We start from the raw sequence: 16,961 nt of genomic DNA, 5'->3' as shown, positions 1-16,961 counted from the left end.
GCCGCGGACCGTGATTCGCCGGGTGCGGAGCCGATGCGGAACAATGTCGGGCATGCAGCAGATCGGCACCGAGTCCCAGGCCCCTCAGAAGTCCCCGTCCGCGAGCGGACGAGCGGGGCTGTGGATCTCCGTGATCGGCATCGCGGCCCTGGTGGTGATCTTCGTGGTGGCCCTGCTGCAGGCCGCCGACACGAACTCGCTGCTCGGCTGGGTCCTCGCCGGCATCGCCCTGGGCTGGCTGCTGCTCGCCGTGTTCGTGCTGTGGTCGGTGCGCAAGGCCGCCCGCTACGGCGCCCGGCAGATGGAGCAGGCGCAGGAGAACGCCCAGCGGGCCTTCGGGCGCGCGCCCGCCGCCGCGGCCAGCTCCGCGGCCCCGGACCGCTCGATCACCGACCAGAAGATCGAGCACTCCTTCCAGATCATCATGGTCCAGACGCGTGTGATCGCGGCCAGCCTGCCGGCCGCCGACGGCTCGAGCGAGGGCGACCGGGCCCAGGTCGACCGCGCTCTGGATACGATCGCCGTGACCGCCTCCAACGGCATGGGGATCGTCCAGGACTCCTCCGCGCCCGTGGACGGCGACATCGTCGACTGACCGTCGCCGATCCGGCCCTGGTGCCCCTTCCGGCCCCCGCCGGAGCGGGTGAGCGGCGGAACGGCCCCTGGCCCGACCGCCGCGTCGGTGCGGCCGCGGCACCGGTCGGGATCCGCCGCCCCCGGTCCCCGGCCGCGGCGGCGGGGGAGACGACGACGCAGGACCGATCAGCAGTACCGAGGCCGCCGCGCGGCCGCGCACGAGAGGAGCTCCGGTGAGCGAGCAGACCACGTCCGATGCCGACGAGCAGACCGGCCGGGGGGCGGCCGCGGGCCCCACGCCCCCGCGGGAGCAGACCCTGCGCGTGGCCAGCGTCAACGTCAACGGCATCCGCGCCGCCTACAAGCGGGGAATGGCCGACTGGCTGGCCCCGCGCGACGTCGATGTGCTGTGCCTGCAGGAGGTCCGAGCGCCCGACGCCGTGGCCCACGAGCTGCTCGGCGACGACGTCTGGGACATCCATCACCACGAGGCCGAGGCCAAGGGCCGCGCCGGAGTGCTGACCGCCGTCCGCCGCGACGCCCACGGCGGCGCGCTGAGCCCCGAGGACCGCCGCGAGGGCCTGGCCGAGGGTCTCAACGACTCCGGGCGCTGGGTCGAGGACGACCTGCGGCTGCCGGACGGGTCGCTGCTCACGCTCGTATCCGCCTATGTCCACTCGGGCGAGGTCGAGACCCCCAAGCAGGTCGACAAGTACGCGTTCCTCGACGCCATGCTCACCCGCCTGCCCGAGCTGGCCGGGCACGCCGATCACGTCCTGATCGTGGGCGATCTGAACGTGGGCCACACCGAGCTCGACATCAAGAACTGGAAGGGCAATGTCAAGAACGCGGGGTTCCTGCCCGAGGAGCGCGCGTACTTCGACCGGTTCTTCGGCGACCTCGGCTACGTCGACGTCGCGCGCAGGCTCGCCGGCGACGTCCCCGGCCCGTACACCTGGTGGTCCTACCGCGGCAAGGCCTTCGACACCGACGCGGGATGGCGCATCGACTACCACATGGCCACTGCCGATCTGGCCGAGCGCGCCGTCAGCGCCGTCGTGGACCGCGCGCCGAGCTACGACACGCGGTTCTCCGATCACGCCGCGCTCGTCGTCGACTACCGCCTCTGACGACCCCGGTCGCGCCCCGGCCGCCCGCTCCGGGCCGCGACCGGGGCAGGCCCTCCTCACCCGCCTCCCGCCCGATCCCCGGCTCCGACGACGGCCCGCAACGGGCCCGCACATGAGAGAAGCTCCACCGTGACCTCCGCAGCATCCGCGACCTCCTCCGCCGACTCCGCGACCCCCGCCGTGCCCCGCGTGCTCTCGGGCGTGCAGCCCTCGGCGGACTCCCTGCACCTGGGCAACTACGTGGGGGCCATCCGCAACTGGGTGGCCATGCAGGACTCGAGCGAGTGCGTGTTCTTCGTGGCGGACCTGCACTCGATCACGGTGCCGCAGGACCCGGCCGAGCTGGCCCGCCGCACCCGCGTCACCGCGGCGCAGTACATCGCCGCCGGGATCGATCCCGAGCGCTCGACGCTGCTCGTGCAGTCGCACATGCCCGAGCACGCCCAGCTGGCCTGGGTCCTGAACTGCATCACGGGCTACGGCGAGGCCGCGCGCATGACGCAGTTCAAGGACAAGTCCGCCAAGCAGGGCGCGGAGTCCACGAGCGTCGGGCTGTTCACGTACCCCGTGCTCATGGCCGCCGACATCCTCATCTACCAGGCCGATCAGGTCCCGGTGGGGGAGGACCAGCGCCAGCACCTGGAGCTCACGCGCAACCTCGCCCAGCGCTTCAACCAGCGCTTCGGCGAGACCCTGCGCGTCCCGGCGCCGCGGATCATGACGGAGACCGCCAAGATCTACGACCTCCAGAACCCGACGGCCAAGATGTCCAAGTCGGCGGAGTCGGAGAACGGGCTGATCCGGCTGCTCGATCCCGCCAAGCGCAACGCCAAGAAGATCAAGTCCGCCGTGACCGACGACGGCACCGAGATCCGCTTCGACCGCGCGGCCAAGCCGGGGGTCTCCAACCTGCTGACGATCTACTCGTCGCTGACGGACCGCTCGATCGACGACCTCGTGGCGGAGTACGAGGGCAGGATGTACGGCCACCTCAAGGTCGACCTGGCCGAGGTCGTCGCTCAGACCCTCGAGCCGATCCAGAACCGCGCCCAGGAGCTGCTCGACGACCCCGCCGAGCTCGACAGGATCCTGGCGCGCGGCGCCCGGAAGGGCCACGAGATCACCTCGAGGACGCTCTCCGAGGTCATGGACGCCGTCGGCTTCCTGCCGCCCGAGCGCTGAACCGGCCATGTCCACCCGGCTCGACCACGAGCGCCCCGGCAGCCATCGCACTCAGGCAGGAGCGGCGTCGTACGTCCTGGAGCCGCCGGCGGTCCCGCCCTCCGCGGTCGACCGCGACGGCCTGCGCCGCGAGGCCAAGCGCCAGCGCTCGATCCTGCGCCTGAGGCGGCGCGAGGGCGCCGGTCCGCTGGCGATGCTGGGCAGCGTCCTGGGGTGGCTGCTGGCCTCGATGTGGACGTTCCTGCCGGGGCGGCTGATCATGCACTATCTCTTCCACGGCGGCCCGCTGATGGCCGCCGGGCTGTCGTACAACATGCTCTTCGCCTCGGTGGCCGTGCTCGTGATCGGATTCGCGGTCATGGGCAGGTGGCTCGGCTCGGACTCCGAGTTCCGGGACCTCGCCGTCGACGCCGTGGACCAGACCGTGCCGGGTCTGCTCAACACCGGCGACGGCGGCCTGCTGCCCGTGTCGATGCTCGAGTCGACCCAGCCGTTCACCATCACGTGGATCATCGGCGCGGCCGTGCTGGGCTTCACGGCGTGGCGCTGGGCCGCCGGGCTGCGGCTGTCGAGCCGCCGCATGTTCGAGGTCCCGCCCTCGCGCGGGGCGCCGGCCGCGGCCGTCCCCCGGGACGTCCTGGGCCTGCTCGTGCTGGTGGCGGTCCTGACGACCTCGCTCGTGCTCAACGCGGAGGCGGCGGGAGCCCTGCGCCTGCTCGAGGACCAGGTGGGCCAAGTCCCCCTGCTGAGCCCGCTCGTGCGGTTCATGGACGGCGACGTCGCCTTCGGGGCGGCCACGGCCGTGGGGGTCGGCGCCGATGCGCTGATGCTCTTCCTCATGTACCGCGTGGTCGCCCAGCTCAAGCCCTCGGCGTGGGCGATGACCTGCATGCTCATCCTGGGCGCGAGCGGCAACTACCTGCTGCGGGAGATCGGCGGCGTCGTCATCCAGGCCATGACCTCGAGCCCGTACCTGCTCTCGATCGCGATCACGGTCGGCGTCCTGCTGTGGTTCTACTTCTTCAGCCAGATCATCCTGGTCTCGGCTGCCTTCGGCGCGCTGGTGCAGGCCGACACCCACGGCGGCCACCCGCAGCCGGCGGGGGAGTCCCGGGCCGTCACCGCCGTGGCCGTGTCGACCCTGGACGAGGTCCGCACCCGGGAGCGGCGCCTGATCTGAGCTCCGCCCGGATCGCGACGGACCGCGACGGCGGGTGCGGGGCGGTCGCGGAGGCCTCCACCGACCTCAGCGGGCGGGCGGCGCCGCGGGGGCATGCGCGGACGACAGGAGCCCCGTCGGTCGGCGGACGACCGGCGGGGCTCCTGAGTGGGCTGCGGTGCGGGCCTGGGGAGGCCCGTCCGCGATGCCTTCGGGGATCACATCGAGGTGGACAGCGCCGCCTGCTTGACCTCGGCGATGGCCTTGGTGATCTGGATGCCGCGGGGGCAGGACTCGGTGCAGTTGAAGGTCGTGCGGCAGCGCCACACGCCCTCCTTGTCGTTGAGGATCTCCAGGCGCATGTCGCCGGCCTGATCGCGCGAGTCGAAGATGAAGCGGTGCGCGTTCACGATCGCGGCGGGGCCGAAGTACTGGCCGTCGGTCCAGAACACCGGGCACGACGACGTGCACGCGGCGCACAGGATGCACTTGGTGGTGTCGTCGAAGCGGGCGCGGTCCTCGGGGGACTGGTAGCGCTCGTACTCGGGCTCGTTGTCCTCGTTGACGAGGAACGGCATGACCTCGCGGTACGACTGGAAGAACGGCTCCATGTCGACGATCAGGTCCTTCTCGCAGGGCAGGCCCTTGATCGGCTCGACCGTCAGCGGCTTGGACAGGTCCAGGTCCTTGAGCAGCACCTTGCAGGCCAGGCGGTTCCGGCCGTTGATGCGCATGGCATCCGAGCCGCACACGCCGTGCGCGCACGAGCGGCGGAAGGACAGCGAGCCGTCGAGCTCCCACTTGATCTTGTGGAGGCAGTCCAGCACGCGGTCGGTGCCGTACATGGTGAGCTGGAACTCGTCCCAGGTCACCTCGGACGAGAACTCGGGGTCGTAGCGACGGACGCGCACCGTGACGTCGAAGGACGGAACGGCCTCCGACTGGGTGCTCTCCTCGGTCTTCTCAGCTGCGGCGGTCGACATCAGTACTTACGCTCCATCGGCTCGTAACGGGTGAAGATGACGGGCTTGGTCTCCTGGCGGATCCCGGCGGTGTCCGACGACGGGTCGTCGTAGACCATCGAGTGGACCATGAAGTTCTCGTCATCGCGCTGGGGGAAGTCCTCGCGGGCGTGGCCGCCGCGGGACTCCTCGCGGTGCAGGGCCGCGACGGACATGACCTTGGCCAGCTGGAGCAGGAAGCCCAGCTCGACGGCCTCGAGCAGGTCCAGGTTGTAGCGCTTGCCGCGATCCTGGATGGAGATGCGCGAGTAGCGCTCCTCCAGGGCGCTGATGTCCTGCAGCGCCTGCCAGATCGAATCGTGGGTGCGGAACACCTGCATGTTGGTGTCCATGGTCTCCTGCAGGTCCTTGCGGATCGCGCCGACCTTCTCCTCGCCGTGGTCCGAGCGGGCGTTGTCCAGCAGCGCCTGGGTGCGCTCGACGGCGTCGTCGGGGATCGGCAGGAACTCGGAGCGCTGCGCGTACTCGGCGGCGTTGATGCCCGAGCGCTTGCCGAACACGTTGATGTCCAGCAGCGAGTTGGTGCCCAGGCGGTTGGAGCCGTGGACGGACACGCAGGCGACCTCGCCGGCGGCGTAGAGCCCCGGGATGGTCTTCTCGGAGTCCTCGAAGACCTCGCCCTTGATGTCCGTGGGGATCCCGCCCATGCAGTAGTGCGCGGTGGGGAACACGGGGATCGGCTCGGTGTAGGGCTCGACGCCCAGGTAGGTGCGCGCGAACTCGGTGATGTCCGGGAGCTTCTCGTCGATGTGCGAGGGCTCCAGGTGGGTCAGGTCCAGCAGGACGTAGTCCTTCTCGGGGCCGCAGCCGCGGCCCTCGCGGACCTCGTTGGCCATCGAGCGGGCCACGATGTCGCGGGGGGCGAGGTCCTTGATCGTGGGGGCGTAGCGCTCCATGAAGCGCTCGCCGTCCGAGTTGCGCAGGATGCCGCCTTCGCCGCGGGCGGCCTCGGAGACGAGGATGCCCAGCCCGGCCAGGCCCGTGGGGTGGAACTGGACGAACTCCATGTCCTCCAGGGGCAGGCCGCTGCGGAACGCGATGGCCATGCCGTCGCCCGTCAGGGTGTGCGCGTTGGAGGTGGTCTTGAAGACCTTGCCGGCGCCGCCGGAGGCGAACACGACCGACTTGGACTGGAAGACGTGCAGCTCGCCCGTGGCCAGCTCGTAGGCGACGACGCCCGCGGGGCGACGGCCCTCGGGGGTGTCCACCATGATCAGGTCGAGCACGTAGAACTCGTTGTAGAACTCGATGTTGTGCTTGATGCAGGCCTGGTACAGGGTCTGCAGGATCATGTGGCCGGTGCGGTCGGCGGCGTAGCAGGCGCGTCGGACCGGGTTCTTGCCGTGGTCGCGCGTGTGCCCGCCGAAGCGGCGCTGGTCGATCTTGCCCTCGGGCGTGCGGTTGAACGGCAGGCCCATCTTCTCGAGGTCCAGCACGGCCTCGATGGCCTCCTTGGCCATGACCTCGGCGGCGTCCTGGTCGACCAGGTAGTCGCCGCCCTTGATGGTGTCGAAGGTGTGCCACTCCCAGTTGTCCTCCTCGACGTTGGCCAGGGCGGCGCACATGCCGCCCTGCGCCGCGCCGGTGTGGGAGCGGGTCGGGTAGATCTTGGTGAGGACCGCGGTGCGTGCGCGCTGGCCGGCCTCGAGGGCCGCGCGCATTCCCGCGCCGCCCGCGCCGACGATCACGACGTCGTACTTGTGAACCTGCATTCCAGATGTTCTTTCTCTAGGGAGTTCTAGGTCGAACAGCACTGCGCCGCGGAAGGTCTGCGCCGGACTCCGTCGTCGGCGGGGCCTTCCGCGGCCCGGCAGTCAGTTCGCGGTGCAGAAGCTGGCGAGCAGCTCGGGATCGGCGCCGGCGGGGCAGGGCTCGAAGGTGAAGATCACCAGGGTGCCCAGCAGGATGGTGAACCCGACGGCCACGAACAGGGCGATCTTGAGCCAGAAGCGCAGGCTGCTGCGCTCGGCGTAGTCGTCGATGATCGTGCGCATGCCGTTGCCGCCGTGCAGCAGGGCCAGCCACAGCAGGAGCAGGTCCCAGACCTGCCAGAACGGATTGGCCCACTTGCCGCCGACGAACCCGAAGTCGATCGCGTGGACGCCGTTCTCGGGGGCGATCAGGTTGGCGAAGAGGTGGCCGAACACCAGGATCAGCAGGACGACGCCGGAGATGCGCATGTAGAGCCACGCCAGCATCTCGAACTTGCTGCGCCCGGAGGAGGCCCGGTTGTACTTGACGCCGGCGACCTCGTGGTCGTGGCTGCGAGGGACGGCGATCTTGGACTTCAGCGGAGTGCTCATGTGTGTGGATCCCCTCGCGATCAGTGGAAGAACATGTTGGACACGTGGACGATGACGAACGGCACCATCACGACGAGCCAGGCGATGAGCACTGCCCAGAAGAGCTTCTTCTGGTGCTTCGCGCCGTTCGACCAGAAGTCGATGAGGATGATGCGCACGCCGTTGAAGGCGTGGTAGACGATGCCCGCGACCAGACCCATCTCGCCGATGCCCATGATCGGGTTCTTGTAGGTCGCCATCACGGCGTTGTAGGCCTCGGGGTCCACGCGGACCATGGCCGTGTCCAGGACATGGACCAGCAGGAAGAAGAAGATCCCCACGCCGCTGATGCGGTGGGCCACCCACGACCACATGCCGAACCCGCCGCGGTAGAGGGTTCCCGAGCCGATCTTCCCGGCGGAGTCCGGACGAGTCCGGACCGCGGGTGCTGTCGTCGTCACGATGTGATACCTCCCTGTATCGCCTCAGACGGGCCGCCCGGCAGACCTGTCGACGGGCGCAGCCGCGCATCGACGGTCGAGCGTCTGAGGCCGGTTGCATTGAATTGTCAGCGAATTCGGAGGTCATGCTATCAGTCGGACGGCTCCGCGGACTCCACTTGGTGACGAGGTGTCCGCCCTCCCGCGCCCGGTCCCGCGGGGTGCGCGGCGGCCCGAGGCCGCCGCTGCCGTCCGGGCCTCCGACGCCGCCGACGAGCGGCGCTGAGCCCGGCGGGGGCCCGCGGGCGATATCCTGCCGGGGTGACGGAACCTCTTGAGCATTTCCACCCCTTCATCCCCGCCGGCGGCGTGGGGTCCCGTCTGTGGCCCCTGTCGAGGGCCGACGCCCCCAAGTTCCTGCTGGACCTGACCGGCTCGGGGTCCTCGCTGCTGCGCGCGACCTACGAGCGGCTCGCGCCGCTGAGCGCCGGCCCGGTCATGGTCGTGACCGGGCGCAGCCACGCCGGGGCGGTGAGCCAGCAGCTGCCGGAGCTGTCGGCCAAGGATCTGGTCCTGGAGCCCTCGCCGCGCGATTCGGGCGCCGCGATCGGGCTGGCCTGCATGCTCATCGAGCGGCGCGATCCCGGGGCCGTCGTCGGCTCCTTCGCCGCCGATCACGTGATCGAGCCCGCCGACGTCTTCCAGGACGCCGTGCGCGAGGCCGTGCTCACCGCCCGCACGGGCAAGGTCGTCACCATCGGCATCCGCCCGACATCGCCGTCCACGGGCTTCGGCTACATCAAGGCCGCGGACCCGCTGTCCGTCGATGGCGCTCCGTCCGCCCGCGACGTCGAGCAGTTCGTCGAGAAGCCGGACGAGGACACCGCCCGCGCCTACGTGGCCGGCGGCGACTACCTCTGGAACGCGGGCATGTTCGTGGCGCCGGCGGCGCTGATGATCGAGCATCTGAGGACCAACGAGCCGGAGCTGCACGACGGCCTGGCCCAGATCGCCGACGCCTGGGGCACGGTGCGCCAGGACCAGGTCATGGCCCGGGTCTGGGAGCAGCTGCCCAAGATCGCGATCGACTACGCCGTCGCGGAGCCCGCCGCCGCCGCCGGCGACGTCGCCGTGGTCCCGGGGGCCTTCTCGTGGGACGACGTCGGGGACTTCGCCGCGATGTCGCGCCTGAACCACCCCGACGAGTCCGACGACGTGGCCGTGCTGGGCGAGAACCCCCGGGTGCTCGTCGACAGCTCCTCGGGCATCGTGGTCTCGGACACCGGCAGGGTGGTCGCGCTGATCGGCGTGGAGGACATCGTCGTCGTGGACACCCCGGACGCCCTCCTGGTCACCACGCGCGAGCACGCCCAGCGCGTCAAGGAGACCGTGAACTCCCTCAAGGCGGCCGGGGACACGGACGTCCTCTGACGCCTGAGACCCGGCGGGCCCGACGTCGGAGGACGGAGGCCCGGCGCGACGCGGGGCCGCGCGCCGGTGTCGGGCGGCCCGCGGGCTCGCCGTATCCTGAGGCAATGTCCGAATCCTCCCCCGAGTCCACCGCGATCCTGTCGGGCAGCCCGGTCCAGGCCCCGAGGCACTGGTCCGACGACGCCGGCCAGGCCCCGGCCATCGCCCCGTTCGTCCGCCGCTTCCTGCCGCATCTGATCGAGTTCCGGCGCGACCTGCACACCCATCCGGAGCTGTCCTACCGGGAGCACCGCACGACCGACCGGCTGATCGAGGAGCTCGAGGCCATCGGGCTGGAGCCGGTCCGCCTGCGCAGCACCGGGTGCTACGTCGACATCGGCAGCGGGGAGCTGGCCGTCGCGCTGCGCGCCGACATCGACGCACTGCCCATCCAGGAGGCCACGGGGCTCGAGTTCTCCTCCGAGAACGCGGGGGTCGCGCACATGTGCGGGCACGACATCCACACGACCGTGATGCTCGGCGTGGCCACGGTGCTCGCGGATCTGAACCGCAGCTCGCCGCTGGCCGGGCGGGTCCGCGTGCTCTTCCAGCCGGCCGAGGAGCAGCTGCCCGGCGGCGCCCTCACCGTGATCGAGCAGGGAGTCCTGGAGGGCGTGCCTCGCATCTTCGCGCTGCACTGCGAGCCCAAGGTCGACGTCGGCCAGGTGGGCACACGGATCGGCGCGATCACCTCCGCCTCCGACACGGTGCGCCTGCGGCTGTCGGGCTCCGGCGGGCACACCTCCCGCCCGCACCTCACGCAGGACCTGGTCTTCGCCATGGCCCAGATCGCGATCAACGTCCCGGCGATCCTGTCCCGGCGCATCGACGTCCGCTCGGGCGTCCAGGTGGTCTGGGGCGAGATGAGCGCCGGCGCGGCCCCCAACGCGATCCCCGCCGAGGGCAGCATGGCCGGGACCATGCGCTGCCTCGACGCCGAGGCCTGGCACCGGTCCGGCGAGCTGCTCGACCAGGTGGTCGGCGACGTCGCCGCGCCGTACGGCGTGCACGTCGACCTCGAGCACGTCCGCGGCGTGCCGCCGGTGGTCAACGGCGAGCTCGAGACCACCATGATCGAGAACGCCGCGCGCTCCGAGCTCGGGGAGGACGCGGTCGTGCTCGTCGAGCAGTCCATGGGCGGCGAGGACTTCGCCTGGTACCTCCAGGAGGTCCCCGGGGCCATGATGCGCCTGGGGACCCGCACCCGCGGAGGCGAGACCCACGACCTCCACCAGGCCGACTACATCGCCGACGAGGAGGCCGTCTCGTGCGGCGTCCAGGTCATGGCCAGCACCGCCCTGCGCGCCGTGATGCACCACGTGAAGGAGTCCGGCGGCCTGTCCCGCTGATGTCCCCTCGCTCCGGCGGTCCTGCGCAGCGGGCCCGCCGGAGTCGATGAGCCCCGCTGCGGCGCACGAGCACCCCCCCACGGCTCGTGACCGCACCTGCCCAGGAGCGTCCCCCGCCCATGACCGTTCCCGCCCCCGCCCCCTGCCGCGGGGCCGACCCCTCGCCGTCGCACGGCTGGGGGGAGCCCCATGCCGACGGCCCGCACCGATCCGGCCCGCACCGACCCGGCCCTCGTCGTCCCGATCCGGCCGACCGGAAGGGGAGACCGCCTCATCGGCCGCTGAGCGGGCTGTGCCTGGCGCTGTCGACGGCCCTGCTGCTCGGCTCGTGCGCGGCCGAGGGCCCCGGCGACCGGGGCCGGGCCACGAGCGAGGACTTCACCGGCTGCGTGCTCGGCTCCGACGGCGGCTTCCGCGACCGCAGCTTCAACCAGGACGTCTACGAGTCGACGGTCGCGCTGCGGGACACGCTGGGCATCGAGGTGCGCACCGAGGAGCCGACCTCCCCGCGGGAGGCGCAGCGGCTGCTCGAGGAGATGGCGGACCCGGCCGGCGGGTGCGACCTCGTGGTCGCCATGGGCTCGCCGAACGTCGCCCAGCTCGAGAGCGCCGCGGAGCAGCACCCGGAGCAGGACTTCGCCATCGTGGACGACACCTCGATCGACCTGCCGAACGTCCGGACGCTGGCCTTCGACGCGACGCAGCCCGGCTTCCTGGCCGGCTACGTCGCGGCCTCGGTCTCGGAGACCGGGACGGTGGGCGCCTACGGCGGCAGGGATCTGCCCGAGGTCCGCGAGTTCCTCGACGGGTACGCGGCCGGGATCGAGCACTGGAACGACGTCCACGACGACGACGTCGCCCTGATCGGCTGGGACCACCGGACGGGGCGCGGGGAGTTCCTGGGCGACTTCACCGACACCGAGGCCGCCGCCGAGCTGACCCGCCGGCAGCTCGACGAGGGCGCCGACGTGATCATGCCCGTGGCCGGGCGGGCCGGGCTGGGGACGACCGAGACGGTCGCCCAGCGCGACGACGCCCTGTTCGTGTGGGTCGACATCGACGGATGGGATGTGCTGCCGGATGAGCAGCGCACTCATCAGCTGACCTCCGTGCGGAAGGACCTGGGCTCCGCGGTCGCCGATGTCATGGCGCAGTCGGCCAGGGCCGAGCTCGACGCCCGGCCCTACACGGGGACCCTCGCCAACGGCGGGGTCGCACTGGGGGAGTACCACGACCAGGCCGATCGGGTGGGGCCCGAGACCGTGCAGGAGGTCCGGACCCTGCGCCAGGAGATCATCGACGGCTCCCGGGCCACCCGGCCCGCGGGCGCACCTGCGCCGTAGACTCCTGGCATCCCCGTCCGCCCGTCCCCGCCGGATGCCGCGGCCGCGCCGACCCGCGCCGGCCGTCGCGCCCGGAACAGCTCCCGGAGCCGCCATGACCTTCCGCCGCCGCGCGCTCGCCGCAGCCCCTCTCGCGGTCGCGAGCGCGCTCGTGCTCAGCTCCTGCGGCGAGCTGCCCCAGGACTCCGCGGTCGGCGGGGAGCAGGACGCCTTCGCCGGCTGCGTCGTCTCCGATCGGAGCGGGTTCGCGGGCGGCTGGTCCGGCCGCGGCGCCCTCGACGGGCTCGAGGCCGCGGCGGGCAGCACCGGGATCGAGGTCCGCGAGGCCGAGTCCCGGGCCGAGGACGACTACGGGCCCAATCTCGCCTCGATGCTCCAGAGCGGCTGCGATCTCACCGTCGCGGCCGGATCGCAGCTGGCCGACGCCGTCCGGGCCGCCGCCGAGCAGAACCCCGAGCGGGACTTCGCGGTGATCGGCGGCGGCATCGCCGAGCGGCCCGAGGACGGGCCCGACAACGTCAAGCCCGTGGTCCACGACTCGGCCGAGGCGGCGTTCCTGGCCGGCTATCTGGCCGCCGGGGTGAGCGGGACGGGCACCGTCGGCGCCTTCGGGGCGGAGCGGACCCCCGAGATCACCGAGGTCCTGGACGGCTTCGCCGCCGGCGTCGAGCACTGGAACGAGCAGAACGACGACGACGTCGAGCTGCTCGGGTGGGATGCCCAGGAGCAGGAGGGCGCGGTGCTCGAGCCTGCCGACGACGAGGAGGCCGACGAGGCCGCCCGCGCCGCGGCGCAGGAGCTCCTGGACCAGGGGGCCGACGTCGTCCTTCCGGCCGCGGGGCGCACGGCGGCCGCGGAAGCCGCGCAGGCCGTGGCCGAGGCAGGATCCGAAGCGGAGGAGGACGATGCCGCGGAGGACCCGCTGTTCGTGGGGATCGGGGAGGACGGCTACGACGCCCTGCCCCCGGAGCAGCGACGGCACCAGCTGACCGCGGTGCTGCTGGACGTCGCCGGGCCCGTCGAGCAGATCGCGACCTCGGCGGCCGACGGCGGCTTCGACACCGCTCCGTACATCGGCACCCTGGAGAACGGGGGCGTGGGCATCGCCGAGTACCACGACCAGGCCGACCGCGTGGGCGAGGACCTCGCCGCCGACGTAGCGCGGCTGCGACACCAGGTGATCGACGGCGAGGTCGCCGTCGAGTCCGGCAACCCGCCGCGGCCCCCGGCCTGACCCTCCGGTCAGCAGGGCCGCGGCACCGACAGCACGAGAGGATCACGGGATGACCGAGAGCATCAGGGGCGGCGCAGCCGCCGGGGAAGAGCACGCGGGGCAGGACGACGGGGCCGCGCAGCTGCGCGAGCTGCAGGCCCTCGAGCCCTGGGCGCAGCTGATCGAGGCCGCCCGGGCGGCGATGGCCCACGCCTACGTCCCGTACTCCGAGTTCCGCGTGGGAGCGGCGGCGCTCGTCGACGACGGGCGGATCGTGTCGGGGTGCAACGTGGAGAACGGCAGCTACGGGCTGACCCTGTGCGCCGAGTGCGGGCTGGTCTCCGCCCTGCATGCCACCGGCGGCGGGAGGCTGACTCGCTTCGTGTGCGTGGACGGCGGGGGAGAGGTCCTGATGCCGTGCGGGCGCTGCCGCCAGCTGCTGCTCGAGCACGGCGGGCCCGAGCTGCAGCTGCTCACCGTGAGCGGCCTGCGCACGATGGACCAGGTCCTGCCCGACGCGTTCGTGCTGTGAGGCGGCCGAGGAGGGAGATCATCATGAGCCGGCACCACCAGGACTCCGAGCGCCCGGGGCGCGAGCCCTTCGCGGCGGTCGACATCATCCGCGCCAAGAGGGACGGGCAGCGCCTCGACGACGAGCGGATCCGCTGGGCCGTGGACGCGTACGTCCGCGGCGCGCTGACCGGCGAGCAGATGGCGGCGCTGGCCATGGCCGTCTGGTTCCGCGGCATGGACCGCGAGGAGACCTCGGCGTGGACCGAGGCCATGATCGCCTCGGGCCGCCGGATGGACTTCACGTCCCTGCGCCGCGACGGCCGCGCGCTGCCGGCCGTGGACAAGCACTCGACCGGCGGCGTCGGCGACAAGACCACGCTGCCCCTGGCTCCGCTCGTTGCCGCCCACGGGGTGGCCGTCCCGCAGCTGTCGGGCCGCGGGCTCGGGCACACCGGCGGGACGCTGGACAAGCTCGAGGCGATCCCGGGCTGGCGCGCCGAGCTCGAGCACGAGGTCCTCGTGCGCCAGCTCGAGGAGGTCGGCGCCGTGATCTGCGCGGCCGGCGGCGACCTGGCCCCGGCCGACCGCAGCCTCTATGCCCTCCGCGACGTCACAGCGACCGTCGACTCCGTGCCCCTGATCGCCTCGTCGATCATGTCCAAGAAGATCGCGGAGGGCGCCGGCGCCCTGGTGCTGGACGTCAAGGTCGGCTCGGGGGCCTTCATGAAGGACCGCGCCGCGGCCGAGGAGCTCGCGCGCACGATGGTCGGGCTCGGGCGCGACCACGGCCTGCCCACGAGCGCGGTGCTGACCGACATGTCCGTCCCGCTGGGGCGCGCCGTGGGCAATGCCTGCGAGGTCCGGGAGTCGGTCGAGGTCCTCGCCGGCGGCGGCCCGGACGACCTCGTGCAGCTCGTGCTCGAGCTCGCCCGACGGATGCTCGCGCTCGCCGGGGTCGACGACGATCCCGCCGATGCCCTGCAGGACGGCCGCGCCATGGACGTGTGGCGCCGGATGATCGCGGCCCAGGGCGGCGACCCCGATGCGGAGCTGCCCCGGGCCCGGCACGAGCACCAGGTCCTCGCCCGGGGGTCCGGGACGGTCGTGGGCCTGGACGCCCTGGGCATCGGGACCGCGAGCTGGTCCCTGGGCGCGGGGCGCGAGCGCAGCCAGGACCCGGTCCAGGCCGGGGCGGGCGTGCTGCTGCATGCCAAGCCGGGGGAGACGGTCCGGGAGGGCCAGCCGCTGGCGACGCTCATGACGGAGACCCCCGAGGCCCTCGAGCGGGCGGAGGAGCTCGTGACCGGTGCGTTCGCCCTGGGGGAGGGCTCCGGCATCGCTTCGCCCGCAGCGGACGTGGTCCTCGGCGCCGTGGAATTCGGGGACTTGTGAGGCGCGACTTGTAGTCTGGTGCACAAGGACACCGGTGTCGCGACGCTGCGGCGCCGACGAACCGCTACGGACGACCTGGAGGACGAGATGGGACTTTTCAGCCGGAAGCAGACCCCCAAGAGCGAACCGCGCCAGGAGGTCCGGGAGCCCGAGGCCGCCGCCACTCCTGCCTCGCAGCGCCGGGAGCAGCTGCCGTCGGACGGCCCGCTGCGGCGCCTCGTGGACGGCCTGCTGGTGGACGGGGCCCAGCGGGGCAAGCTGACCCTCGTGCAGCGCGGCTCGACCATGAGCTACCAGTCCGAGCGCGCCGCGGCCGGCGGCTCCGCCGAGACCGACTCCGGTGTGGTCGACCAGGCCTCGCCGCTGTTCGATGACGTCGCGGCCCTGTACACCGAGTCCATGAACGCTCCCACCGGCGCCTGGCAGACCGTCGTGATCTCGGCCGGCGCCGAGGAGGCCGGCAGCCGCAGGGTCACGGTGGACTACGACTTCCCCTCCGCGGATCACCGCACCGACGAGTACGAGCTGGGCGGCGGCACCGGGGGCGCCGACCGCGGTGCCGCCCAGGGCTCCGAGCTCCGCGACTCCGATGCCCGGGGCGCCGAGGCGCCGCGCGACGGCGGGACCTCCCAGGACGCCGCCTCGCGCGGCCCGCTCGACGGCGACCGCGATCGCCGCTCGGGCGCTTCGGCCGCGGCTGTCGGCGCGGGTGCCGCTGCAGGCGCCGCTGCCGGGCGCTCCGGCGACCAGGAGGACCGGGTGCGCGTGGTCGACTCCGCCTCCCGGGACGCGGACCGCCGCGACGACGACCGGTCGCGCGGCGCGGACGAGCGCGGCCCGCAGCTGCGCGGCTCCGACCTCAGCCGCGACGAGGGCCGTCCGTCCGAGCGCTCCGATGCCGATCGCCCCGGAGACGGCTCCGCAGGCACGGGCGCCCTGGCCGGCTCCGGCATCGGCACGGGCGCTGCCGCGGGCGGTGCGGCCGCAGGTCGCGACTCCGAGCAGGATCGCGTCCCGGAGGGCCAGCTGACCGAGGACGGCACGGTCGACAACCTGGCTCCGCGCCAGCAGGGCCAGGAGCCCATCGAGGTGGATCGCGAGGTCCAGGAGTCGGTGGCCCGGACCGCCGGCCACCAGTCCACGGCCGGCAGCGACACGGGCCGGCACTTCGCGGACGAGCAGGACGGGCGCGAGAACCGCGCTTCCGGAGGCTCCGGCGACCAGGTCCCGTCGCACGTCGATCACGACGAGTGGCGCGACGACCAGCGCGGTGCCCGCGGGACCGGTGCCGCCCCCACGGGCGCGGCCGCGGCGCGGTCGGCGAGCACCCCGGACGAGGCGGGCGCCCCCACGATCGCCAGCGGCGCCGACGTCGCCCCGTCCTACCGCGCCGCCGAGCAGGCGGCCGGCGGCGACGAGCTGGCCCAGGGCAACAAGGTGCTCTCCCAGAAGGAGATCGCCCGCCGCGTAGCCGGCGCCCAGAAGCGCCTCTTCGGCCCCGAGGGCTCGGCCCGCGACGTCTCGACCGTCCTGGTCCGCGTCCGCACGCTGGGCACCTACTACGACGCCCTGACCCACGTCCGCCAGGGCGGGTTCTGGGATCAGCGCTCGACCTTCGACCTGATCCCCGAGGAGGACCTGCAGGTCCAGTCGCTCAAGCAGGACTCGTACGTCGAGGGGGAGGGCGCGCCGCTGGCGATCATGTTCCGCTTCCGCGCCGGCATCCCGCCCGAGGTCTCCTTCGACTACGACGACGAGGAGGCGTTCGTGCGCTACGAGAACCGCCTGCCGTCGCAGAACTACGTCGAGGAGCTGCGCATGTACCCGCGCACGGGCGCCAACATCCCGCAGCACGTGAACGACGCCCTCCAGGATTGGAACTACTGATCC

15 protein-coding genes are annotated in these 16,961 nt (G+C 72.4%); 11 read left to right on the top strand and 4 right to left on the bottom strand.

Features of this window, described 5'->3' with window-relative positions; genetic code table 11:
• The first annotated feature begins 52 nt into the window (after window positions 1–52).
• From FSY66_RS08220 to FSY66_RS08205, 4 genes are all read left to right on the top strand, one after another.
• The gene (locus FSY66_RS08220; protein ID WP_144793465.1) at window positions 53–595 is read left to right on the top strand and encodes a hypothetical protein; all 543 of its coding nucleotides are present in this window, start codon (window positions 53–55) and stop codon (window positions 593–595) included.
• Between the two features lie 352 nt (window positions 596–947).
• Complete coding sequence (locus FSY66_RS08215) at window positions 948–1,706, top strand: exodeoxyribonuclease III (protein ID WP_396350891.1); 759 nt, start codon at window positions 948–950, stop codon at window positions 1,704–1,706.
• A gap of 129 nt (window positions 1,707–1,835) precedes the next feature.
• The gene (trpS, locus tag FSY66_RS08210) at window positions 1,836–2,888 is read left to right on the top strand and encodes a tryptophan--tRNA ligase (protein WP_144793462.1); all 1,053 of its coding nucleotides are present in this window, start codon (window positions 1,836–1,838) and stop codon (window positions 2,886–2,888) included.
• Window positions 2,889–2,895: 7 nt separating this feature from the next.
• Window positions 2,896–4,068, top strand: coding sequence for a YhjD/YihY/BrkB family envelope integrity protein (locus FSY66_RS08205; protein ID WP_144793458.1), 1,173 nt, complete (start codon window positions 2,896–2,898; stop codon window positions 4,066–4,068).
• A gap of 197 nt (window positions 4,069–4,265) precedes the next feature.
• Here FSY66_RS08205 and FSY66_RS08200 read toward each other — a convergent pair whose 3' ends face one another.
• The 4 genes from FSY66_RS08200 to sdhC form a co-directional block, all read right to left on the bottom strand.
• A complete protein-coding gene (locus FSY66_RS08200) occupies window positions 4,266–5,030 on the bottom strand; it encodes a succinate dehydrogenase iron-sulfur subunit (protein WP_144793454.1) in 765 nt (254 codons plus the stop codon).
• Window positions 5,030–6,781, bottom strand: a complete 1,752-nt coding sequence (gene sdhA, locus FSY66_RS08195) for a succinate dehydrogenase flavoprotein subunit (protein ID WP_144793450.1) — start codon at window positions 6,779–6,781, stop codon at window positions 5,030–5,032. Before sdhA ends, FSY66_RS08200 begins: the two co-directional genes overlap by 1 nt.
• 102 nt (window positions 6,782–6,883) lie before the next feature.
• Window positions 6,884–7,372: a succinate dehydrogenase hydrophobic membrane anchor subunit gene (locus tag FSY66_RS08190; protein WP_144793447.1), complete on the bottom strand. Its 489-nt coding sequence runs from the start codon at window positions 7,370–7,372 to the stop codon at window positions 6,884–6,886.
• A 20-nt stretch (window positions 7,373–7,392) separates the two neighbouring features.
• Window positions 7,393–7,812 (bottom strand): succinate dehydrogenase, cytochrome b556 subunit, encoded by a 420-nt coding sequence (gene sdhC / locus FSY66_RS08185; RefSeq protein ID WP_144793444.1) that lies wholly within the window; start codon window positions 7,810–7,812, stop codon window positions 7,393–7,395.
• Between the two features lie 300 nt (window positions 7,813–8,112).
• Here sdhC and FSY66_RS08180 point away from each other — a divergent pair, with 300 nt between their 5' ends.
• The 7 genes from FSY66_RS08180 (at window position 8,113) to FSY66_RS08150 (ending at window position 16,958) form a co-directional block, all read left to right on the top strand.
• Window positions 8,113–9,222, top strand: a complete 1,110-nt coding sequence (locus tag FSY66_RS08180) for a mannose-1-phosphate guanylyltransferase (protein WP_144793441.1) — start codon at window positions 8,113–8,115, stop codon at window positions 9,220–9,222.
• 104 nt (window positions 9,223–9,326) lie between these two features.
• Complete coding sequence (locus FSY66_RS08175) at window positions 9,327–10,610, top strand: amidohydrolase (RefSeq protein WP_144793438.1); 1,284 nt, start codon at window positions 9,327–9,329, stop codon at window positions 10,608–10,610.
• A gap of 119 nt (window positions 10,611–10,729) precedes the next feature.
• Entirely contained in the window at window positions 10,730–11,953 is a 1,224-nt protein-coding gene (locus tag FSY66_RS08170; protein WP_144793435.1) for a BMP family ABC transporter substrate-binding protein, read from the top strand.
• Window positions 11,954–12,047: 94 nt separating this feature from the next.
• Window positions 12,048–13,187, top strand: coding sequence for a BMP family lipoprotein (locus tag FSY66_RS08165; protein WP_186304508.1), 1,140 nt, complete (start codon window positions 12,048–12,050; stop codon window positions 13,185–13,187).
• A 49-nt stretch (window positions 13,188–13,236) separates the two neighbouring features.
• A complete protein-coding gene (locus FSY66_RS08160; protein ID WP_144793427.1) occupies window positions 13,237–13,698 on the top strand; it encodes a cytidine deaminase in 462 nt (153 codons plus the stop codon).
• 23 nt (window positions 13,699–13,721) lie between these two features.
• A complete protein-coding gene (locus FSY66_RS08155; protein WP_144793424.1) occupies window positions 13,722–15,071 on the top strand; it encodes a thymidine phosphorylase in 1,350 nt (449 codons plus the stop codon).
• Between the two features lie 87 nt (window positions 15,072–15,158).
• Entirely contained in the window at window positions 15,159–16,958 is a 1,800-nt protein-coding gene (locus FSY66_RS08150) for a hypothetical protein (RefSeq protein ID WP_144793421.1), read from the top strand.
• Window positions 16,959–16,961 lie beyond the last annotated feature (3 nt).

This window comes from Kocuria palustris (assembly GCF_007666205.1).
GTDB lineage: Bacteria > Actinomycetota > Actinomycetes > Actinomycetales > Micrococcaceae > Kocuria > Kocuria palustris_A.
Note: the sequence above shows the minus strand (reverse complement) of the source record. Positions and strands in the feature narration are given on the sequence as shown.